Source organism: Halorussus marinus, from assembly GCF_004521895.1.
In the GTDB taxonomy this organism is placed as follows: domain Archaea; phylum Halobacteriota; class Halobacteria; order Halobacteriales; family Haladaptataceae; genus Halorussus; species Halorussus marinus.
The window spans coordinates 96,800-117,014 of record NZ_SBIR01000006.1 but is presented as its reverse complement, the minus strand read 5'-3'; the positions used below and the strand labels follow the sequence as shown (position 1 = coordinate 117,014).

Annotated in this window: 25 protein-coding genes; 11 read left to right on the top strand and 14 right to left on the bottom strand. The window is 67.5% G+C overall.

Annotated features, from left to right (window positions below; genetic code table 11):
- Window positions 1-12: 12 nt before the first annotated feature.
- Window positions 13-162, top strand: coding sequence for a 50S ribosomal protein L40e (locus tag EPL04_RS09385; RefSeq protein ID WP_134671081.1), 150 nt, complete (start codon window positions 13-15; stop codon window positions 160-162).
- A gap of 55 nt (window positions 163-217) precedes the next feature.
- Here the strand turns inward: EPL04_RS09385 and EPL04_RS09380 are convergent, their stop codons facing one another.
- Window positions 218-829: an MBL fold metallo-hydrolase gene (locus tag EPL04_RS09380; RefSeq protein ID WP_134671080.1), complete on the bottom strand. Its 612-nt coding sequence runs from the start codon at window positions 827-829 to the stop codon at window positions 218-220.
- A gap of 84 nt (window positions 830-913) precedes the next feature.
- Here EPL04_RS09380 and EPL04_RS09375 point away from each other — a divergent pair, with 84 nt between their 5' ends.
- From EPL04_RS09375 to EPL04_RS09365, 3 genes are read left to right on the top strand one after another with little or no spacing between them, the layout of a single operon-like run.
- Complete coding sequence (locus tag EPL04_RS09375; protein WP_134671079.1) at window positions 914-1,102, top strand: DUF5786 family protein; 189 nt, start codon at window positions 914-916, stop codon at window positions 1,100-1,102.
- A gap of 3 nt (window positions 1,103-1,105) precedes the next feature.
- Entirely contained in the window at window positions 1,106-1,663 is a 558-nt protein-coding gene (locus tag EPL04_RS09370; protein WP_134671078.1) for an endonuclease dU, read from the top strand.
- A 52-nt stretch (window positions 1,664-1,715) separates the two neighbouring features.
- Window positions 1,716-2,309: a uracil-DNA glycosylase gene (locus EPL04_RS09365; RefSeq protein WP_134671077.1), complete on the top strand. Its 594-nt coding sequence runs from the start codon at window positions 1,716-1,718 to the stop codon at window positions 2,307-2,309.
- A 53-nt stretch (window positions 2,310-2,362) separates the two neighbouring features.
- Here the strand turns inward: EPL04_RS09365 and phnE are convergent, their stop codons facing one another.
- The 3 genes from phnE to EPL04_RS09350 form a co-directional block, all read right to left on the bottom strand.
- Window positions 2,363-3,316, bottom strand: coding sequence for a phosphonate ABC transporter, permease protein PhnE (gene phnE / locus EPL04_RS09360; RefSeq protein WP_134671076.1), 954 nt, complete (start codon window positions 3,314-3,316; stop codon window positions 2,363-2,365).
- The gene (gene phnC / locus EPL04_RS09355; protein WP_134671075.1) at window positions 3,313-4,068 is read right to left on the bottom strand and encodes a phosphonate ABC transporter ATP-binding protein; all 756 of its coding nucleotides are present in this window, start codon (window positions 4,066-4,068) and stop codon (window positions 3,313-3,315) included. Before phnC ends, phnE begins: the two co-directional genes overlap by 4 nt.
- A gap of 96 nt (window positions 4,069-4,164) precedes the next feature.
- Window positions 4,165-5,121: a phosphate/phosphite/phosphonate ABC transporter substrate-binding protein gene (locus tag EPL04_RS09350; RefSeq protein ID WP_134671074.1), complete on the bottom strand. Its 957-nt coding sequence runs from the start codon at window positions 5,119-5,121 to the stop codon at window positions 4,165-4,167.
- A gap of 175 nt (window positions 5,122-5,296) precedes the next feature.
- Here EPL04_RS09350 and hisH point away from each other — a divergent pair, with 175 nt between their 5' ends.
- On the top strand, window positions 5,297-5,965 hold the full coding sequence (gene hisH, locus EPL04_RS09345; protein WP_134671073.1) for an imidazole glycerol phosphate synthase subunit HisH: 669 nt from the start codon (window positions 5,297-5,299) through the stop codon (window positions 5,963-5,965).
- On the opposite strand, the gene EPL04_RS09340 is transcribed toward hisH, so the two are convergent.
- The 3 genes from EPL04_RS09340 to EPL04_RS09335 form a co-directional block, all read right to left on the bottom strand.
- Window positions 5,962-6,309: a hypothetical protein gene (locus EPL04_RS09340; protein WP_209019607.1), complete on the bottom strand. Its 348-nt coding sequence runs from the start codon at window positions 6,307-6,309 to the stop codon at window positions 5,962-5,964. The genes hisH and EPL04_RS09340 overlap by 4 nt on opposite strands.
- Before the next feature lie 115 nt (window positions 6,310-6,424).
- A complete protein-coding gene (locus EPL04_RS18735; RefSeq protein ID WP_167599448.1) occupies window positions 6,425-6,586 on the bottom strand; it encodes a hypothetical protein in 162 nt (53 codons plus the stop codon).
- On the bottom strand, window positions 6,583-6,798 hold the full coding sequence (locus tag EPL04_RS09335; RefSeq protein WP_134671071.1) for a zinc ribbon domain-containing protein: 216 nt from the start codon (window positions 6,796-6,798) through the stop codon (window positions 6,583-6,585). Before EPL04_RS09335 ends, EPL04_RS18735 begins: the two co-directional genes overlap by 4 nt.
- Before the next feature lie 88 nt (window positions 6,799-6,886).
- On the opposite strand from EPL04_RS09335, the gene EPL04_RS09330 reads away from it, so the two are divergent.
- From EPL04_RS09330 to EPL04_RS09320, 3 genes are all read left to right on the top strand, one after another.
- Window positions 6,887-7,996, top strand: a complete 1,110-nt coding sequence (locus EPL04_RS09330; RefSeq protein ID WP_134671070.1) for a tRNA (guanine(26)-N(2))-dimethyltransferase — start codon at window positions 6,887-6,889, stop codon at window positions 7,994-7,996.
- A gap of 91 nt (window positions 7,997-8,087) precedes the next feature.
- A complete protein-coding gene (locus tag EPL04_RS09325) occupies window positions 8,088-9,305 on the top strand; it encodes a YihY/virulence factor BrkB family protein (protein WP_244605529.1) in 1,218 nt (405 codons plus the stop codon).
- A 34-nt stretch (window positions 9,306-9,339) separates the two neighbouring features.
- Entirely contained in the window at window positions 9,340-10,167 is an 828-nt protein-coding gene (locus tag EPL04_RS09320) for a phosphatase PAP2 family protein (protein ID WP_134671068.1), read from the top strand.
- On the opposite strand, the gene glnA is transcribed toward EPL04_RS09320, so the two are convergent.
- Window positions 10,164-11,534: a type I glutamate--ammonia ligase gene (glnA, locus tag EPL04_RS09315; RefSeq protein WP_134671067.1), complete on the bottom strand. Its 1,371-nt coding sequence runs from the start codon at window positions 11,532-11,534 to the stop codon at window positions 10,164-10,166. The two genes, EPL04_RS09320 and glnA, sit on opposite strands and share 4 nt — an antisense overlap.
- 125 nt (window positions 11,535-11,659) lie before the next feature.
- On the opposite strand from glnA, the gene lrp reads away from it, so the two are divergent.
- On the top strand, window positions 11,660-12,118 hold the full coding sequence (gene lrp, locus EPL04_RS09310; protein WP_134671066.1) for an HTH-type transcriptional regulator Lrp: 459 nt from the start codon (window positions 11,660-11,662) through the stop codon (window positions 12,116-12,118).
- Between the two features lie 74 nt (window positions 12,119-12,192).
- Window positions 12,193-12,849 carry a helix-turn-helix domain-containing protein gene (locus EPL04_RS09305; protein ID WP_134671065.1) on the top strand — a complete coding sequence of 219 codons (657 nt, stop codon included), beginning with the start codon at window positions 12,193-12,195 and terminating at the stop codon, window positions 12,847-12,849.
- 175 nt (window positions 12,850-13,024) lie between these two features.
- Here EPL04_RS09305 and thsA read toward each other — a convergent pair whose 3' ends face one another.
- The 5 genes from thsA to eif1A all read right to left on the bottom strand — a co-directional run bounded on the left by thsA (window position 13,025) and on the right by eif1A (window position 18,395).
- Window positions 13,025-14,725: a thermosome subunit alpha gene (gene thsA, locus EPL04_RS09300; protein ID WP_368276175.1), complete on the bottom strand. Its 1,701-nt coding sequence runs from the start codon at window positions 14,723-14,725 to the stop codon at window positions 13,025-13,027.
- Window positions 14,726-14,941: 216 nt separating this feature from the next.
- Complete coding sequence (locus tag EPL04_RS09295) at window positions 14,942-15,490, bottom strand: KH domain-containing protein (protein ID WP_134671064.1); 549 nt, start codon at window positions 15,488-15,490, stop codon at window positions 14,942-14,944.
- 102 nt (window positions 15,491-15,592) lie between these two features.
- Window positions 15,593-16,762 (bottom strand): tryptophan--tRNA ligase, encoded by a 1,170-nt coding sequence (locus EPL04_RS09290; protein WP_134671063.1) that lies wholly within the window; start codon window positions 16,760-16,762, stop codon window positions 15,593-15,595.
- Between the two features lie 196 nt (window positions 16,763-16,958).
- A complete protein-coding gene (gene rio1, locus EPL04_RS09285; protein WP_134671062.1) occupies window positions 16,959-17,822 on the bottom strand; it encodes a serine/threonine-protein kinase Rio1 in 864 nt (287 codons plus the stop codon).
- Between the two features lie 282 nt (window positions 17,823-18,104).
- Entirely contained in the window at window positions 18,105-18,395 is a 291-nt protein-coding gene (eif1A, locus tag EPL04_RS09280; RefSeq protein WP_134671061.1) for a translation initiation factor eIF-1A, read from the bottom strand.
- A 103-nt stretch (window positions 18,396-18,498) separates the two neighbouring features.
- Here eif1A and EPL04_RS09275 point away from each other — a divergent pair, with 103 nt between their 5' ends.
- Window positions 18,499-18,702 (top strand): DUF7470 family protein, encoded by a 204-nt coding sequence (locus EPL04_RS09275; RefSeq protein ID WP_134671060.1) that lies wholly within the window; start codon window positions 18,499-18,501, stop codon window positions 18,700-18,702.
- A 4-nt stretch (window positions 18,703-18,706) separates the two neighbouring features.
- Here EPL04_RS09275 and EPL04_RS09270 read toward each other — a convergent pair whose 3' ends face one another.
- Window positions 18,707-20,134: an alpha/beta hydrolase gene (locus tag EPL04_RS09270; protein ID WP_134671059.1), complete on the bottom strand. Its 1,428-nt coding sequence runs from the start codon at window positions 20,132-20,134 to the stop codon at window positions 18,707-18,709.
- Window positions 20,135-20,215 lie beyond the last annotated feature (81 nt).

The following is a 20,215-nucleotide window of genomic DNA, read 5'->3' as shown; positions in this document are numbered from 1 at the left end:
CAACGCACCCCTATGGCTAGCTTCGAGAAGGCGGAGTCGCGAATCCTCGACAAGATGATCTGCATGCGGTGTAACGCCCGGAACCCCAAAGAGGCCGACAACTGCCGGAAGTGCGGCTACGGCAACCTCCGGCCCAAGAGCAAAGAGCCGCGCAACGCCTGATCGCGGACTGTCGCTTCTCGACCGTCTCTCGCGTCCGAACAGCGCCGACGCCGGGCTACTCGTCGGGGTACTTTGGCTCGCGGCGCTCGGCCCGCTCCAGCGCGCGCTCGATGACCGCGGTCACGTCGCCGTGGAACGACTCGCCGTGCCCGGCGTACATGCGCTCGACGCTGGCGGGGAGTCGCGTCAGGATCTCTCTAATGCTCTTGATCTCCCGCTCGCGCGACTGGCCGGGGGCGTCGGTCCGACCGAAGCTCCCGTCGTCGAACGCGCCGTCGCTGTAGGTCACCACGTCGCCGGTGAAGATCGTCCGCTCGGAGACGAACGCGAGGTGGTCGTCGGCGTGACCCGGCGAGTACACCGCCTCGAACGTCTCGTCGCCGATCTCGACGATGTCGCCGTCGTGAAGCTCGCGGGTCCGGCGCGGATGATCGTCGTAACACAGCAGTTCGGGCTCGAACGCGTCGAGCACCGCGTCGAGTTCCCCGACGTGGTCGCCGTGCTGATGGGTGAGCACTACCGCGTCGACGTCGTCGACGCGCTCGCGGACGACGTCGACGACGCCCGGCATGCTCCCGACGTCGACCAGCACCGTTCGGTCGCCGACCGCCAGAAACGCGTTCGACGTGAACGTCTCGGCGTCGTCGGTGACGTTGTAGACCTCCATAGCGGACTGTTTACGCCCTCCTCTCAAAAGCCTGACGGGCGGGCGGGAGACTTTAGTGACCCAAGCGTGTAGTATCAATCAGCCATGGGATTTGGGAGCTACGACGAGTCCGAACAGGACAATCAGGAGTACGACTCTGATTTCGACGACGACAGCGGCGTCAACACCGAAGAAAACTCCCACGAAGGCAGCGTGGACTTCGAAATTGGCGCGTCGAACGACGAACTCATCGACCGTCTCAAAGACATCAAAGACGAGGAAAACGAGGCCTGACCGGTGAAACCCGGCGTTCGAGCGCTGGGCGTCGCGGAATCCTATCGGGCGGAACAGACCACACTCGCGGGCGCGGTCGTCCGCGCCGACCGCGTCGCGGACGGGTTCGCCTACGCCACCGCCACCGTGGGCGGTCTCGACGCCACCGACGCAGTTATCGACCTTTTCGACCGACTCGACCGCGAGGACGCGAGATACGTCTTCGTCGCGGGGATCGCGCTGGCGTGGTACAACGTCGTCGACCTCCGGCGGCTCGCCGACGCCGTCGACCGCCCGGTCGTCTCGGTCACCTTCGAGGCGAGTCCGGGGCTCCGCGAGGCGCTGGCCGCCGAGTTCGACGGCGAGGCGCTCGACCGCCGACTCGAAACCTTAGAGGCTCAGCCGCCCCGTGAGCGCCTCGCGGTCAACGACCAGACCGTGTTCGTCCGGTCGGTCGGTCTCGACGCCGGGGCCGCCCGCGACCTCGTCCGGGCGTTCACGCCCGAGGGCGGCCGACCCGAACCGCTCCGGGTGGCCCGGCTCGCGGCCCGGGCCGGCGACGACCTCCGCCGGGCGGAGTGACGGCCGACCGCAGGCCACCGACACTTACTATCCCCGGCCCGTGTCCCCGCTCATGGGAGACATGGACGGACTCGACGTGACCGCGTGTACGAACTGTCCGGCGCTGGTCGAGTCCCGGAGTCGCATCGTCAACGGGACCGGCCCCGCGGACGCCGACGTGCTGTTCGTCGGCGAGGGGCCGGGCGAGCAGGAAGACAGAGATGGCGAGCCGTTCGTCGGCCGGAGCGGGACGATCCTCGACGACACGCTCCGCGAGAAGGGGCTGGCGCGGGCCGACGTCCGGATCACCAACTGCGTGCGGTGTCGCCCGCCCGAGAACCGCGACCCCACCGGCGAGGAACTCGAAAACTGTCGGGGGTACCTCGAAGCCGAGATCGAACTGATCGACCCCGACGTGGTGGTCGCGCTCGGGAAGGTGCCCAGCGAGCACCTGCTCGAACGGGACGTGGCGGTCACCAGCGAGGCCGGCACGATCGAGCGGGCGACGCTCGGGGGCGCCGATCGGGACGTGCTGATCTGCGTCCACCCCGCCGCGACGCTGTACGACCGGAGTCAGGAGGAGACCCTCGACGCCGCACTCGAGAAGGCCGCCGCGATGGCGGGCGACGGGGGAGCCGGCGGCCAGTCGCAACTCGGCGACTTCTGAGAGCCCGAAAACGAGGGCCGACCCCGCGCCGCCGACGGGGCGAGTTGCCGACTCTACCGCCACATCGACTCGGCCATCCGCTGGGGGAACTCCGTCAGTAGCTGGAGCAGTCCCTTGGTCTCGGCGTCGTCGTCGGCCCGGATGTACGACCGGGTGCGCTGGCTGATCATCTCGACGCTGATGACCAACACGAGGATGACGAGGATGGTCGCCATCATGTTGGTGTAGTGGAACAGCCCGCGTTCGGTCGAGAGGACGTACCCCAGACCGCCGCCGCCGATCAGCCCCATCGTGACCGCGATCCGGACGTTGATCTCGAGGATGTACATCGTCCACGCGATGAACGGCGTCACGACCTGACTCAGCATGCCGAAGACGATCGTCTGTCGGCGGTCGGCGCCGGTGGACTCGATCGCCTCGATCGGCCCGGTCTCGACCTCTTCGAGCGCGTCGGTGAACAGGCGCCCGAGGTTGCCCATCGTGTCGGTGCCGATCGCGAGGGTCGCGGTGAACGGGGTGACGCCCCCGAGCGGGATGTAGATGAGCGCCCACACCAGCGCCGGGATCGCGCGGATGGTGCTCATCATCCCGCGGAAGATGAAGTTGAACGGGAACGGCGTCACGCGCTCGCTACCGAGCACGCCCAGGAGCAACGCCCCGGGGAGCCCGAGTAGCGTGCCCGCAAAGCCCATCGAGAGGGTGATGATCGCCTTGCCGAACAGCCCCCGCTCGACGATGAACGCCCAGTAGGCGTCGAAATCGAGGAAGACGAGCCCGCCGACGTACGTCGTCGTCGGGAAGAACTGCCCGAGCGCCTCCCGGAACGAGGGCCAGTAGTAGATGATCTCGCCGATAGAGAACCCGACCTGATCGAGCGCCAGATTGAACAGCACGCCGACCAGCGCCACGACGAGGAGCATCCCGAACCGCCGGATGCGCTTCATCCGCTTGAGGTCGCCGAGCCGCTCGGTGACCCGGTCGCTGACGTCGTCGGTGTCGACGCTCATGCGTTCGCCTCCCGCTCGTTTCGGATCGAACTGGTCTCGATGTTGCCGTAGATGCGGTCGATGACGTCGACGGTGAGGTCCTCGCGGTAGCCGTCGAAGACGAGTTCGCCGTCCTTCAGGCCGACGAACCGCTCGCCGAACTCCCGGGCGAGGTTCACCTGATGGAGGCTGGCGATGGTCGTCAGGTTGCGGCTCTTGGCCGCGTCCCGGATGTACCCCATCACCGTCTCGGCGCTCGCGGGGTCGAGGCTCGCGACGGGCTCGTCGGCCAGCAGGAGGCTGGGCTGTTGGACGAGCGCCCGCGCGATGCCGACCCGCTGTTGCTGGCCGCCGCTCATCCGCTCGGCGCGCTGGCCGGCCTCGTCGAGGAGGCCGACGGTGTCGAGCGCGTTCAGCGCCTCGATCTTGTCCGCGCGGTCGTTGCGCTGGAGCAGGCTCCGGAGGAACGGCGTCCGGTTGAGCGACCCGGTGAGCGCGTTGCCGTACGCGCTCATCTGGCCGATGATGTAGTGTTGCTGGAAGATCATCGCCACGTCGTCTCGCGGCCCGGTTATCTCTTCGTCGCCGATGCTGATCGTCCCCTCGGTCGGCGAGGTCAGGCCGTTCAGACAGCGAAGCAGCGTCGACTTACCGGCTCCCGACTCCCCGAGCAGGACGACGAACTCGCCGTCCGGGATCTCGAAGGAGATGTCGACGAGCGCTTCCACGTCGCCGTAGGTCTTGGTGAGATTCTCGACTGTGATCGTGCTCATGCTTAGGTCTCTGTTCGGTACGGGCCGGTCCCGTCCGAGTCCGCCTATCTCTAATGGGAGAGTACTGGGTCTAAAACAATGCGATCGAGTGTGAGTTTAGACCTGACCGAGTTCGAGGCCCAGTTCGTCGATGACTTTCTGAACGGGCTCGTAGTCGCTCACGGAGCCTTCGTTGACGCCGGTGAACCAGAGTTCCTCCTCGGCGTTCTCGTCGACGAGGTCGCTCTCTTCGGCGTTCAACAGCGCCTCCCGAACGCCGTCGCGGGCGTCTGCCTCCCAGTCGCGTCGGACCAGAATCGGCGCGCGCGGGATCGGATCGGACGCCTGCAGCAGGTCCAGCTGGGGGTCCTCGCTGCCGGCGTCCTCGACGCTGGGGTTGTACTTTTTCACGCGGTCGGGGAGCTGGCTCTTGGGGACGTGGGTGATCGTCGAGAACGCGCCGGTGCCGGCGGCCATCACGGGATCGCGGTTGACGAGCGTCTCCCGTGCGGTCGAGTGGTCGGACCACTGGCCTTTGAAGTCGGCGGGGTCGCCCTGCGGGGCGTCGCCCACGTCGAGGCCCGCCTGACTGAGCATGTACAGCGGGAACAGCGAACCGCTCGTCGACAGCGAGTCCGCGAACGCGATGGTCTCGCCTTCGAGGTCTTCGAGCGACTCGATGTCGTTGTCCGCGAGCGTGGTGATGAACGAGAAGTACTTGGCGGCGCCGTACGCGACTCGGATGCCCATCACGTCGGTCGAGCCCTGATTGTCGCCCTCGATCGCGACCGCGGGCGCGGCGTCGGCGATATCGGCCTGTCCGCTGTCGAGCGCCTGAAGCACCGCGGCGTAGTCTTTCGCTACGTTGGACTCGATCGTCACGCCCGCCTCCTCTTCGAGGTGGGTGAAAAGCGGCTCGTACTGCTGTTGGACGTCGACGTCGGACTCGGCTGGCGACAGGATGAAGTTGACCGTCTCGCTGTTGCCACCGCCCGAGAGGTTTCCGATACAACCGGCCGTGAGGCCGAGCGTTCCGACCGCAGCCGTCGACGTGAGGAATGTACGCCGTTCCATGGGTGAGTCGTCTGAATCCTCAGACAGATGTCGGTTAAATCTTCCTATTTTTTCTATATATCTATCGTCGAATTCCGGGCTCGATCGCGAGGAGGCCGGGGCTCCGCGCGCCGACCGGCACGGCGACGGCCGGCCAAGGGAAAGGAACTTGGCCGCGCCGCGCCCACGTTCGACCATGAGTACGCAGCGCGCCCGCGACCGAGAGCGCGGCGACCTCGCGTCGGTCGTCGTCGTCGACTACGGACTGGGGAACCTCCGGAGCGTCACCCGCGGCCTCGAGCGGGCCGGCGCGAGCGTCGAGATCAGCGACGATCCCGCGGCGTTCGAGTCGGCCGACGGCGTCGTCTTACCGGGAGTCGGCGCGTTCCGGGAGGGCGTCGAGAACGCCGGCCCGTACCGCGAGCCGCTCCGCGAGGTCGCCGAGACCGGCACGCCCGTGTTCGGCATCTGTCTCGGGATGCAGATGCTACTCACGACCAGCGAGGAGGCCGAGCGCGCCGGCGAGGGCGACGTCCGAGGGCTCGATTTCGTCCCCGGAACCAACGTCCGGTTCGCCGAGGGCCAGAAGGTCCCCCACATGGGGTGGAATCAGCTCTCGGTCCGGCGCGACCACCCGCTGGTCGACGGCGTCGACGGCGAGTACGCCTACTTCGTCCACTCGTACTACGCCGAGCCCGACGACGAGAACGCGGTGGTCGCGACCACCGACTACGAGATCCAGTTCCCAGCGATCGTCGCCGACGAGTCGGGCACCGTCTTCGGGACGCAGTTCCACCCCGAGAAGAGCGGCGAGACCGGGCTGACGATCCTCCGGAACTTCGTCGACATCTGCGCCGACGACTAGAGGAAATCTCGCACGTCGGAGTACCACATGTCGTGGGCGTCGACCTCGCCGACCCGCTCGGCGATGGCGACCGCGATGACGTGCCAGCAGAGTTCGGTCGGGTCCCCTGGGTCGAGGTTGTACTCGCTGTCCCGACAGCCACACCCCTGTCCCTCGACGACGTACTCGTCGTCGTGGCCGACCACGACGGTGAAGTCCCGGTACTCTTTGACCCGGCCCTCCGAGACGGCCTCGATGGCCCGGGCGCCGCGGTCGCCGTGGACCGAGAGGATGCGGTCGGTGACGCCGGGTTCGAGCGTCCCGGCCTCGGCGAGGTCGGTCTGCCACCGCTCGACCGCGTTCACGGCGACCACCGCCCGAGCGGGGGCGAGCGGTCGCGCTCGACGCTGGGAGCCGGGAGCACGCCTGCAGGGTTCGAACGGCGGGCCTAAACAGATTCCGGTGTCGCGACGCCCGGGGTCACTTCCGGTCGCGGGTGTCGCGGCGGGCGACCCGCTCTGCGTCCTCGCGGTCCATGCGTTCGCGCTCGCCGCGCTCGGCCCGAACCAGCGCGTAGAGCGCGAGCGGGGCGCCGACCGCGAGCGCGACGACGACGAGCAACGACGCTCCGACGGCCGTCATCCGAGGAACACGTCGACGATGTCGCTCGACCCGGACGTCGTGTCCCGGTAGAGCTCCGAGTAGCCGCAGTTCGTACACGACACCACTTTGAAGCTGTTCGTCTGGATGTCGAACATCTTCGAGAGGCCGCCGCCGGTCGTCGAGATGGTGCCGACTTCCGTCTCGGTGTGGTCGCACTTCGGACAGCCGCGGTCGTCTGATTCGGGGACCATACGCGGACGTGCGTCCGCGACTCGTATCAATCTTCTGTCGCCTGCGGAACCCGCACCGTTTTTCGCCCGGGAGCCCCGAGTCCGCATCATGAACGTGACCGAGGGCGGGGTCGAGGTCGAGGTCCCCGAACAGGGCGAGGAGGGGATCGGCGACGAGGTGTTTTTCAACCCCGTCCAGGAGCTGAACCGCGATCTGACCGTGGCGACCCTGCGGGCCTACCGCGACCGGGAACCGCGCGCCGAGTCGTACCTCGACGCGATGGCGGCCAGCGGGGTCCGGGGCGTCCGGGCGGCCGCCGAGGGCTGGACCGCCACGCTCGCCGACATCGACGCCGACGCGGTCGACCTCTGTCGGCGGAATCTCGAGCGCAACGGACTCGACGCCGAGGTGGTCCACGGCGACGCCAACGTCGTGCTCCACGACTCGGTGTTCGACGTGGTCGACATCGACCCGTTCGGGACGCCGATGCCGTTCGCCGACGCCGCGTTCGCCAACACCCGCGATCTGGTCTGCGTGACCGCGACCGACACCGCGCCGCTCTGTGGCGCCCACTTCGAGAGCGGGGTCCGCAAGTACAGTGCGGTCCCCCGGAACACCGACTACCACGCCGAGATGGGCGTCCGGATCCTGCTGTCGGCGCTCGCCCGCACCGCCGCCCGGTACGACGCGGGCGTGACGCCCATCCTCACCCACGCCACCAACCACTACGTTCGGACGTACCTCGAACTCGACCACAGCGCGACCGACGCCAACGCGGCGATCGACCAACTGGGTCACGTCTACCACTGCGAGGACTGCCTCTACCGCGAGCACGAGACGGGCCTCGTCGCCGACCCGCTCGACGTCTGTCCGGCGTGTGGCGGCGAGCGACTCCTGACCGCCGGGCCGGTGTGGCTCGGCCCCACCCACGACGCCGACTTCGTGGCCGCGGTCCGCGAGGCGGTGACCGACGACATGGGGACCGCGACCCGGGCGCGGCGACTGCTCGACGACCTCGAAGCCGAACTCCACGAGCCGACCCACTACGACCAACACCGGCTCTGCAAGGAGTGGACTCGGTCGGCCGCGAAGATGGAGACGTTCCTCGACCGGCTCCGGGCGGCGGGCTTTGTGGCCTCGGGCGCCCACTACGGCGGGACGACGTTCAAGACGCCCGCGACGGTCACCGAGATCCGCGAGGCGACCCGCCCGGAGTGATCCGACGGTCGGCCTCCGACTCGCGGGAAGTGCCAATGAATATTTGTATCCGGTGAGCGAAATAAGTCGCGTGCCCAGTCTCGGAACTGTCGTGTCAGTCGGTCGCTCGGTCGTCGAGGAGGCCCGAGAGCAGGAGATCACGTTTCTGGCGGCGAGCCTCGCCTACTACGCGTTCGTCTCGCTCATCCCCGCGCTGTTGCTCGCGTTCGTCGTCACGTCGTTCGTGGCGGGCGAGGCGTTCGCCGAGCGCGTCGTCACGCAGGCCTCCGGGCTGTTGACCGCGACCGGTCAGGCCCAGCTCCGGGAGTTCGTCCTCAACCCCGCCGGCGGGAGCGGGACGACGCTCATCGGACTGCTCGTGCTGGGATGGAGTACTCTCAAGGTGTTTCGCGGGCTCGATACGGCGTTCTCGAACATCTACGCGACGGTCTCTTCGTCCGGTCTCCTCGACCAACTCAAAGACGCCGTGATCGTGCTGGTCGCCATCGGCCTCGCGGTCGTCGTCGTCGTGTTGACCGGCGCCGCGACCGCGCTGTTCCCGGCGTTTCCGTTCGTCGACCTCCTGTCGACGCTGATCCAACTGGTCGCGCTGGTCCCAGTCTTCCTTCCGCTGTACGTCGTCTTCCCGGACGACGGCGTGTCGGTCCGGGAGGCGCTTCCCGGCGCGGTGGTCGCGACCGTCGGCTGGACGGTCCTGCAGGTGCTGTTTCGGGTCTACGCGGGGGTCAGCTCGACCAGCCCGTCGCAGTTTCTCGGCACCGCCATCCTGCTGGTGACGTGGCTGTACTTCGGGAGCATCGTCTTGCTCCTCGGGGCGGTGGTCAACACCGTGCTCGCCGAGCGGGGCAGCTACGCCGAGCGCATCGAAGACGAGGAGGACAGCCGGCTCGAACGCAAACAGGAGTTACTCGCCCAATACATGACAGACGACGAGTCCGCTCCCGACATCGTCGAGCTCCGCGAGGAGCTCCGGGAGCTGCGCGCCGACGTCGAATCGTTCGAAGAGGACATCGAGGCCCGGACGGTCGAGAAGCCGGAGGTCGAGTCCGAGCTCAAACAGTACGTCCGGTCCCAGCTCCGCCGGGGCCGCGCTCGGGGCTGGGGGCCGTACCTCGTGTTGCTGTACGGGACCGCGATGACCGTCGCCGCGTTCCTCGAACTGACCGGCGGGTGGGCCATCGCCGCGATGCTGGTGGTGTGGCTCTCGACGCTCGGACTGTACGTCCTGATGGTGCTGTTCGGGTTCGGGATCGGCGCGCTCGGGCTCCCCAAGCGCATCGCCGACCGAATCGGGGACATCCGGTCGTAGGGTATAACTCTCCGGGGCGTCGAACTTCGTCCGAATGAACGGACGCGGACTCGGGGTCGTCGACGCGCTCGCGGAGGCGCTCCCGCAGGTGATCCGGGAGGCGTTCGTCGTCCTGACCCAGCTCGGCGACGCGTGGTTCATCTTCGTCGCGACCGCGCTCGTCTACTGGTACGAGGACCGCGACCGCGGAGCGTTCGTGCTCGCGGCGGTGCTTGGCGCGCTCGCGCTGACGGTCGCGCTCAAGGGGCTGTTCGGCCTGCCCCGCCCGCCGGCCGAACTCCACGTCGGCCACGCCGACAGCTACGGCTTCCCGAGCGGCCACGCCGTCGGCTCGTCGGTGCTGTGGGTGGTACTCGCGCTCGTGCTCGACCGCGGGACCCGGGCCCAGCGGCTCCTCGTCGCCGGGGCCGCGGTCGCCGTGGTCGCGACCTCTCGGGTGGTCATCGGCGTCCACTACACGGTCGATGTCGTCGTCGGCGTCGCGGTCGGACTGGCGTACCTCGGCCTGCTCGTCCGGGCGACCGACTGGGAGCCCGGACGGGGGTTCGCGGTCGCGTCGGCGGTCGCCGCGGGGGCGCTGGCGACCAACGGGCTCACCCCCGACGCCGTCGCCATCGTCGCGGGCGTCCTCGGCGCGACCGCGGCGTGGTCGGCGTTCGGCGTGGCCTCGCGCGGCCGGGTCGGCCCCGGCGTCGCGCTCGCGACGCTCGCGGGGCTGGGCGCGCTCGGCTACGCCGGCAACTCCCTGTCGGCGTCGCTGGCGGCGGTGTTCGTGTTGAATCTGGTGGTGCCGCCGGTGATTCTGTTGCTCCCGGTGGCGGTCGAGCGCGTGAAAAGAGCGAGCGGCGAGACGCCGACCTAGAACTTCTCGAGGTACTTCTCTTTCTCCCACGAGGAGACGTGGGCCTTGTAGTCGGCGAAGTCCGTCCGCTTGGCCTGGAGGAACTTCTCGGTGACGTGGTCGCCCAGCGCCGCCTCGATGACCGGATCGTCTTCGAGTTCGTCGAGCGCCTGCCCGAGACTCCCCGGCAGGGTGGTGATGCCGTACTCGTCGCGTTTTGCCTCGTCGAACTCGTAGATGTCTTCCCGAACCGGCTCGCCGGGGTCGGCGTCGTTCTCGATGCCGGCGAGTCCGGCCTTGATGACCGCCGCCAGCGCGAGGTAGGGGTTACACGACGGGTCGGGGCTCCGGATCTCGAACCGCGAACTGGCGCCCGCGGCGTCGGGAACCCGGATGAGCGCCGAGCGGTTCACGTCGCTCCACGCGACGTACACCGGCGCCTCGTAGCCGGGGACGAGGCGCTTGTAGGAGTTGACCGTCGGGTTGGTGACCGCGGTGAACGCCTGGGCGTGGTTCAGCACGCCGCCCATGAACTTGTAGGCGGTCTCGCTGAGGTTGAACTCGTCGTCCTCGTCGGCGAAGGCGTTGCCGTCCTCGTCGAAGAGGCTGATGTGGCTGTGCATGCCCGAGCCGTTGATCTCGCCGATTGGCTTGGGCATGAACGTCGCGTGGAGGTCGTTCTGCTCGGCGACCGCCCGGACGACCGCGCGGAACGTCGCGATGTTGTCGGCCGTGCCGAGCGCGTCGTCGTACTTGAAGTTGATCTCGTGTTGACCCTCTGCGACCTCGTGGTGGCTGGCCTCGATCTCGAAACCCATCTGTTCGAGGGTGAAGATGATCTCGCGGCGGACGTCGCTCGCGAGGTCCTTGGGCGCGAGGTCGAAGTACCCGCCGGCGTCGTGGGGCTCGGTCGTCGCGTTCCCGTCCTCGTCCTTCTCGAACAGGAAGAACTCGGGCTCGGGGCCGATAGAGACGCTGTAGCCCATCTCCTCGGCCTCCGCGAGGACGCTCTTTAGCACCTGGCGCGGGCCGCCCTCGAACGGCGTCCCGTCGGTGTTGACCACGTCGCAGATCAGCCGAGCGCTCGCGGTCTCGCCGTTCGAGCGCCACGGCAGGATCTGGAACGTCTCGGGGTCGGGTTCGAGACGCATGTCGCTCTCTTGGATCCGGACGAACCCCTCGATCGAGGAACCGTCGAACCAGATGCCCTCGTCGAAGGCCTTCTCGACCTGCGAGGCGGGCACGCTCACGTTCTTGACCGTCCCGGTGATGTCCGTGAACTGCAGGCGCACGAAGTCCACGTTCTCCGCTTCGATCTTGTCGAGTACGTCCCGTTCGGCCTCTGTCAGCCCCGATTCGTCGCCGGCTTCCATTTGTCCATCCGTCATCTTTGTCGTCGGTATACACCACTATCTCTACTATTAAAACGTTACTGGTCCGCGCAATTCTGTTACTCGCGGCCAGAATTGGATGTTCGTAAAATTCTAAAGGGTGGCGTCCGTCTGTGAACGTAATGACGTACGAAAACCTCGATGCGAAGTTAGTGAACGCGCTATTGGGCGACGGTCGAGCCAGCCTCCGGAGCCTCGCGGAGGATCTGGACGTGTCGGTGACGACGGTGTCGAACCATCTCCAGGATCTCGAATCCGAGGGCGTCATCGACGGCTACACCCCGAGAGTCGACTACGACGCGCTCGGCTACGACGTGACCGCGATCGTCCAGCTCAAGGTCGAGGGCGACGCGCTCCCGGACGTGACCGGCCGACTCCGGGAACACGACCAGATGATCAGCGTCTACGAGGTCACCGGCGACTACGACATCATCGCGGTCGGGAAGTTCACCGACACCGACGGCATGAACGCCCAGATCAAGACGCTCCTCAACGACCCCGACATCAAAGAGAGCAACACCAGCGTCGTGTTGAACGCCGCCAGCGAGCACGAGCAGTTCGAGCTCGACATCAAAGACTGACGATATCTCGAAATCGTCACGAAGTTGTCCACTGACCGGTAAATTTTCAACAAAGCGAGAGAAGTGTGATGCAAATGAGTCTCATCGCGGAGTTCTCGCTCCGATCCCCGGACCTCCTGCTGTCGACCGCGCTCGGGGCCGCCCGAGAGATGACCGTCGAACTCGAACACCAGATGGCGAGTCGGTCGAGCACCCCGGTGTTCGTCTTCTGGGCGTCGGGGGGCAACTTCGACGCCCTCGAGGCGGGCCTCGACCGCGACGACACCATCCGGACCAGCACCGTCATCGAGGAACTCGGGGGCAAGCGGCTCTATCGGACCCGACTCGCCGTCGAGAACCTCGTCTCGATCTACCCGGAGTACCAGCGGCTCGGCGCCGCGCCGTTGGCCGCCACCGGCACCCACGAGCGGTGGCAACGCCGGGTTCGGTTCCCCGATCGGGAGTCGGTCGTCCGAATGCGGGAGTTTTGCGCCGACCGCGACGTCTCTTTCAGCCTCGATCGGCTCTACACGCCCGGTGAGTCGGAGCTCGAAGACGAGTTCGGCCTCAGCGCCGAACAGCGCGAGGCGCTGGTGACCGCCGAGCGTGCGGGCTACTTCGGCGTGCCCCGAGAGGTGTCGCTCGACGAACTGGGCGACCGGCTCGGCGTCAGCGGTCAGTCGGCCTCCGAGCGCGTCCGACGCGGGGTCTCGAAGCTGGTCTCGAACACCCTGTTGAGCGACTTCTCCTGAACCGCCGGCCGCGTCTCTCCCGACGGCTCGAGCCGCGACTGGGGACGTGAGCGTCGAAAAAACGACTGATTCCGAGTGCAGTCAGTCGACAGCGAACGGTTCGGCCCGAACGTCGGGCGAGGCGGTGCGGTCGGCGGGTGCGGTGGGGGTTATGTGAGTTGGCTGTGGGCCTGTTTCACATTGCGCCGCCCATGCCGCCCATACCGCCCATGCCGCCCATGCCGCCGCCCATGCCGCCGGGGCCGCCGGCGCCGGGGCCGCCCGCGTCGTCGCCGCCGTCGTCGGGGTCGACCTGACCGCCCGAGAGGTCGCCCGCCGCGATGACGTCGTCGATGCGCAGCAGCATCACGGCCGCCTCGGTGGCGGACTCGATTGCCTGGGTCTTCACGCGGAGGGGCTCGACGACGCCGTCGGACTCCATGTCGACGATGTCGCCGGTGTAGGCGTCCAGCCCCGCCGTGAACTCGCCGCCGTCGTGCTGGCTACGGAGGTCCACGAGCGAGTCGATCGGGTCGAGACCGGCGTTCTCTGCGAGGGTGCGCGGGATGACTTCGAGGGTGTCGGCGAACGCCTCGACCGCGAGCTGCTCGCGCCCGCCGACCGAGTCGGCGTAGTCGCGAAGCTGGAGGGCGAGCTCGGTCTCGGGCGCGCCGCCGCCGGGGACGACCTTGCCGTCCTCCAGGGTCACGCGCACGACGCCGAGACTGTCCTCGATGGCGCGCTCGACCTCGTCGACGACGTGCTCGGTGCCGCCCCGAAGGATGAGGCTGACCGACTTGGCCTCCTCGACGTCCTCGACGAAGATGCGCTGGTCGCCGCCGACGTCCTTCTGGGCGACGCTCCCGGCGAAGCCGAGGTCGTCGTCCTCGATGTCGTCGACGTTGCTCACGAGGTTCGCGCCGGTCGAGCGAGCGAGCTTGTCGAGGTCGTCAGACTTCGCACGCCGGACGGCGATGATGCCCTCCTCGGCGAGGAAGTGCTGGGCCATGTCGTCGATGCCGCCGTCGACGAAGACGACGTCGGCGCCGACGTCGGCGAGCTGGTCGACCATCTCGCGGAGCTGTTCTTCTTCCTGGTCGAGGAACTGCTGGAGCTGGTCGGGGTCGGTGACGTTGACCTCGGTGTCGATCTCGGTTTCTTTGATCTCGAGGGCGCTGTCGACCAGCGCGATGTTCGCGTCCTCGACGAAGTAGGGCATGTTCTCGTGGACGCGCTCTTTGTCCACGATGACGCCCTCGACCAGTTCGGACTGGTCGATCGAGCCGCCGACGACCGTTTCGACTTTGACGTTGTCGGTGTCGATGCCGTCGTCGTCGGCCACGCTCTGGACCGCGCGGACGACGAGCTCGGCGAGGTAGTCTTTGGAGTTCTCGGCGCCCTTGCCGGTCATCGCCGTCGAGGCGATCTTCTCGAGGGTCTCGGTGTCGTCGGCGTCGACGTCGATGGCCTTCTCCTCGAGGATGTCTTTGGCTTCCTCGGCGGCCTGACGGTACCCCTGTGCGAGCGTGGTCGCGTGGATGTCCTGATCGAGGAGCTCCTCGGCCTTCTCGAGGAGTTCGCCCGCGACGACGACCGCGGAGGTCGTGCCGTCGCCGACCTCGTTCTCCTGGGTCTCGGAGACCTCGACGACCATGTTGGCCGCGGGGTGCTCGATGTCCATCTCCTTCAGGATGGTGACGCCGTCGTTCGTGACGACCACGTCGCCCGTCGAGTCGACGAGCATCTTGTCCATCCCTTTGGGACCGAGTGTGGTCCGGACGGCTTCCGCGACCGCGGTCCCGGCGGTGATGTTCATCGACTGTGCGTCCTTTCCTTGGGTACGCTGGCTGTCCTCGGAAAGTACGATCATCGGCTGGTTGCCCATTCGCTGTGCCATGTTCGGTTCAACGATTGATTGCCATTCTACATAAATCTTTTCCTAAGGGTCGTGAGAATCGACCGCACAGATACGGAAACGCATTGTGGGAACAGTTATCACGGTATGTTTATATACTAATCCGAGACCGCCCGCTCGGCGGCGAACGCTCCGGGTTTCTCGGCACGGCGAAAATATCCGACGCGGCTCAGACGGGACGAGCGGCCCGCCGATCGACTACCCGGTGAACTGGTGGAACTCCATCCCCTGGCGTTTCATCTCGTTGCGCTTGCGTTCGAGGAACGAGTACACCGAGCCGTGGGGCGCGCCGTCCAGGATCATCTCGGCGGCGCTCCGGACCACGTCGACCTGCGTGGGGTTGCCGATGATTCCCATCGTGGTGCCGTAGATCACGACGCTCGCGCCGGTCAGCTCCTCCATGAGCTCGCGCGTCCGGCCGTTCTCGCCGATGAGACGTCCCTTCTGGCGTTCGAGGTCGTTCTTGTTCCGGGCGGCGGCGTCGACGTCGATGAGGTCGAACATCATCATGTCGTCGTCGAGCAGCGACAGCGCCTCCTCGGGCGCGAACCCGCGGCCGATGGCCTTCACGATCTCGGGGCCTTTGAGCCCTCGGATGGGGTCGCCGGTCTTCTCGACCTCGACTTTCCCGTTCTCGGAGTCGATGTCGAGTCGCACCTCCGCGCGGCTCTCGATCTCGCGCATCGTCTCGCCTCCCTCCCCGATGAGAACGCCGATTCGGTCCTGCGGAATCTTCACATGTTGCATGCGTAGCTTTAGTCGCTCGGAGCGTTTTAAGCCTTTGTCCGCGCCGCTGGGCCGGGGCGGCTCCCGGCCGCGCGACCCGCCCGGTCCGCCCCGTCGGCCGACTCACCCGAACAGGTCCGTCCCGGCCGGTCGCGCTCGCGCGCGCTCGTCGGCGGTGAGCCGATACGGCTCCAGTTCGGCTTCGAGGTCGCCGAGCGCCGCCCGCCGCGCGCGGTGGGCTTCGAGGAAGTCAGCGATGCGCTCGGACGCGTGGGCCTTGAGCTCCCCGCTCAGCAACTCGCCGGCCCGGTACGCCTCGGCGAGCCGTTCCAGCCGTTCGTCGTCGTCCTCGAAGAAGAACGCGAGATACTGGTAGGCCACGTCCGCGTCGGGGTCGCCGCCGTGTTCGCGGTGGGCCGCGAGGCTCGATCGGCCGCCCGAGTGGGCGTGGTCTCGCACCTTCCGCTCGACGGTCTCGCGGTCGTCGGTCAGGTGGATCGCGGGCGCGTCGTCGGAACTGCTCATCTTGCCCGGCCCGTCGAGGGTCGGCAGGAACTTGCTCAGCAGGGCCGCGGGCTTGTCGGCGTCGACGGCCTCCTTTGCGGCGAGATCGCGGGCGAGTCGGACGTGGGGGTCCTGATCGGCCGCGATGGGGACGAGGGTGTCGTGTCGCCCGCGGAGTAACTGGGGCACGAGAAGGTGGGCGATCTGGACCGCCGGGTAGAACGACTGGCCGACGTTGTCCGGACTGCCGTAGGTCGCCTCGACCGTCGACTGGGTGAGCCGCTCGGCGAACCGCACCGCAAGCGGGTAGATCACGTCGGCGTCTGCGGTGTCGATCACGATCCGGGTCCGCTCGGGGTCGAAGCCGACCGCGAGGAGGTCCCGGAGGTTCTGGCGGGCGTACTCGCCGATCTCCCCGAGCGAGAGGTCCTTCGTGAAGTATTTCTCGTCGTCCGAGAGCGGCACGTAGACCGACGCGCCGATCTGCTCTTGGAGGTGCTTTGCGTGGTAGAACTGCATGGCGTGACCCAGATGCATCGGTCCGGAGGGGCCGACGCCGGTCACGACCGAGACGCGGTCGCCCCGCTCGACCGCGTCGAGAAACCGGTCTACGTCCCGCCCCGCGAAGAACACTCCTCGGCGGACCATCGGGTGCGGATCGGGAAAGCGCGATCGCTGTTCGTCGGTCACCTGCTCGGCGCCGAAGCGCTCGCAGAGTTCTCGGTAGTCGACGTCGCCTTCGACCGTCTCGGGCGTGACTGTACTCTCGTCGGTGTCGTGTGCTGGCATGGTGTCGTGACTGGTCGCTGTCGGTCGGCGGTCGGTGCGCGAGAAAGCGAGTGAGCGCCGCCGCCGTCGGCGCCCGGTGAGGCCGGTGCGCCGTCGGTCACGACACTGTCCGCTCTCCGGGCGAGCGCCAGCGCCAAGCGCGGAGAGCGAGACTCATCGGAGACAGCTACTCGCGTCGGCAATTTGAACCTTTCGTCTACCGGTCGGGGTCGGCGTTCTCGCGGATCCACGCCTCCAGATCGTCGCCGTGTACGTCCATCCCCTGTCGCTGGAAGAACGACGCGACGTTCGCACAGTCGCGGGTCAGAAAGTCGTCGCTGTTCGGGTGGTGGACCGTCACTGCCTGTCCGAGGTCGATGAAACAGAGTTCGCCGTCGTGGACGACGATGTTGTACTCGCTGAGGTCGCCGTGGACCAGCCCGACGTCGTAGAGCCGGCGCATGTACTCTCGGACCACCTCGAATGCGGTCTCGGGGTTTTCGAGGTGGGCGTCGTCGAGCGTGGGGGCGTGGTCGCCGTCGTCGCCCAGAAACTCCATCACGAGGACGTTTCGCTCGACCGCGATCGGGGTCGGGACCCGGACGCCCGCCTTTGCGGCGCGCTTGAGGTTAGCGAACTCCTTGCGGGTCCACGCCAGTACGACCCGCTTTTTGTTCCCGCCCAACTCCTCGAACCGGGGGTCGCCGACGAGGTACTCGCGCATGTCCCGAAAGTCCGAGGCGTTGATCCGGTAGATCTTGACCGCGACCTCGCCGTACGCCTCCCCGCCGAGAGCGAGGTAGACGGTCGCTTCTTTCCCCGAGGAGATGGGCCCGCCGAACGCGTCGACGTAGCCGTCCTGAACGAGCTTGTAGAGGGCCCCGAGCGTCGCGTCGTCGAACACCGACTGCTCAACTTTGAACTGCTCGGTGTTCTTGAGCCGCTCGCGGAACTGATTGAACTCCCGGTCGCGCTGGCGCTGGACCTTGTCGGCCTCGGTGTCGGATACGTCGATCTCCTCCCACTCGTCGCCGACGCCGTCGGCGTTCTCGGGTTCGAGTAGCCCGTACTCCTCGGTCATCTACCCCGACCTAGCGCGCCCAGCGATAAAAGGGTGGGCTTCGGTACCGAACGGCGAATACCCAGATTCGCGCCGCCGAGCCGTCCGCCGAATCGCTCGTCCCGACAGTCCACAGCGAGCACCAGCGCTCGCCCCGCGAGCGAGGGCAGGCCCGGGCGAGCGAATCGAGGAACCCTCGGGCGAGCGCCCGAGCGAAGCGAGGGCGCGAGGGGGGTGACCCCGTGGTTTTCATGAACGTTTTGCAAGGGCGCGCCGCTTGTGGCGCGCCCCCAGCAAACGGTTCTACTGGATGTGGCCTTCTTCCCGAAGCTGGTCGGCTTCCTGCTTCTCGTAGCGCCAGGTGATGTCGGCTTTCTCGTCTTGCCAGTCCCACGGCTCGACCAGTACCACGTCGTCTTCCCGGATCCAGATGCGCTTTTGCATCTTGCCCGGGATCCGAGCGGTTCGTTCCTGTCCGTCGGCGCATCGCACCTTCACGCGGTTCGCGCCCAGCATGTTAGTGACGGTGGCGAACACCTCGTCGTCTTCGGGCATGCGGAGGTTCTTCCGCCGTCCGCCGTCGTTGTCACTCATGTGCCCGCATTCGTCGCGGGGACGTTTAAATCCGCCGCAGCGCGGCTACGACCATCGTCCCGGAGCAACGGCTTTTAAGTCGCCGCCCGGCGCAGGCCACGGTATGTTGGACAAACTCGGCGCGAAAGGCATCGTCGGGGTGCTCCTGTTGGTCGCTGGGGTCGGCGTCATCGCCCTTCAGAACCTGATCATCGCGGCCGGCATCGGGCTGGTCGTGCTCGGCTTCGTGTTGACCGCGTGGGGGCTCGTTTCGGGACTGCTGGCGAGTTTCGGGATGGGTGGGATGATGGGCGGGGGCTTCGAGTAGTCGGCTACTCGACGGTCGTCGTCCCCTCGGCGGTGACCTCGGCCGCGAACGACGCGACGTCGGTCACGACCGCTTTGGCGACGTGGTTCTCCCGGAAGTACTCTCCCCGTCCGGGCTTTCCCTCGCCCGGCATGAACAGGTGGTTGAGCCGGGGGTACGTCCGGAAGCTGACGCCCGGGTCCTCGCCGAGCGCCTCGCGCAACTCCGCGAGGTCCTCCTCGACGGTGACCTGATAGTCGCGCTCGCCCTGCAACACCAGCCGGGGGGCGTCTATCTCCGCGGCGGCCGCCACGGCGTCGTACTCCCGAAGGCTCCGCCAGTACTCGTCGCCGCCGAGGTAGACGACCTCCTCGTCCGTGATGTTCCCCGACCGAATCTGCTCGACGATGCGTTCGGCTTGGTCGAGTTGGTCGCGCTCGGCGTCGGTCACCGTGCCGTCGCGCTCGGCGAGGTACTCGCTCTGGTCGGTGATCGCCTCGGTCACGGTCCGGGCCAGCGGCGCGAGCATGACGACGCCGGCGAGGTCGCCGTCCCGGGCCGCGATCCGGGGCGCGAGCGTCGCGCCGATGCTGTGGCCCGCGACGACGACGTCGTCGGCGGCGACCGCGTCGGTCTCGCGGAGCCGTTCGATCGCGGTCAGCGCGTCGTCGGTCACCGCCTCGTCGATAGTCACGTCCGCGAAATCGACGTCGCAGGCCTGCGTGCGCTTGTCGTATCGGAGGACCGCCACCCCTCGGGAGGCCAGCCCCCACGCGAGGTCCTTGTAGGGCTTGTTCGGCCCGACGGTGCCGTCGCGGTCGCTCGGGCCCTGCCCGTGGACGAGCACGACCCCCGGCGCCTCCTCGACGCCCTCGGGCACCGTCAGGGTCCCGCCCAGCGTGCAGTCGTCGGTCGCTTCCAGCGAGACCGCACGCTCGGTGAACGCCGACTCGTCGGCGTACGACGGCGCCGACCACTCGCCCGTGACTCGCCGGATCCAGAACCCCGCGATCCCCTCCGGGCCGAACGAGATTTCGACCTCGCGGCGACCGTTCTCGAACGTCGCGATCCCGGTCACCACGTCGACGCCGTCCTGCTCGACGGTCTCGAGCTCCGACAGCGACAGAAAGTCGCCGAGTTGGTCTTCGAGCCCGGTCCAGAGCTGTGCTAACTGGTCGGGGCTGATCTGCTCGGCGGCAGTCTGGTTGAATCGGTCGTGGGCGCGCTCGTAGGCCCCCTCGTCGATCAGGCCGACGAACTCCCGGGCGCGGCGCTTCGGGTCGGCCGCGTCCGCGGTGGTCGTCGCGTCCGCGTCTCCGGCGGTCTCGGTCGGCGTCTCCGCGGTCGTCGCGGTCGTCGACCGGTCGGCGCCCCCGCCCTGACAGCCGGCGAGCACGGCGGCCAGCGTCGATCCGGCGGCGGCCAGAACCTCTCGGCGGTCGATGCGACTCATCCCCCGTCGACGGGAGCTAACTGGCGTCGAGCGCCAGCTCCCGCGCGCGTCTCGGCGTGCATGGCTATCGGACCGAACGAC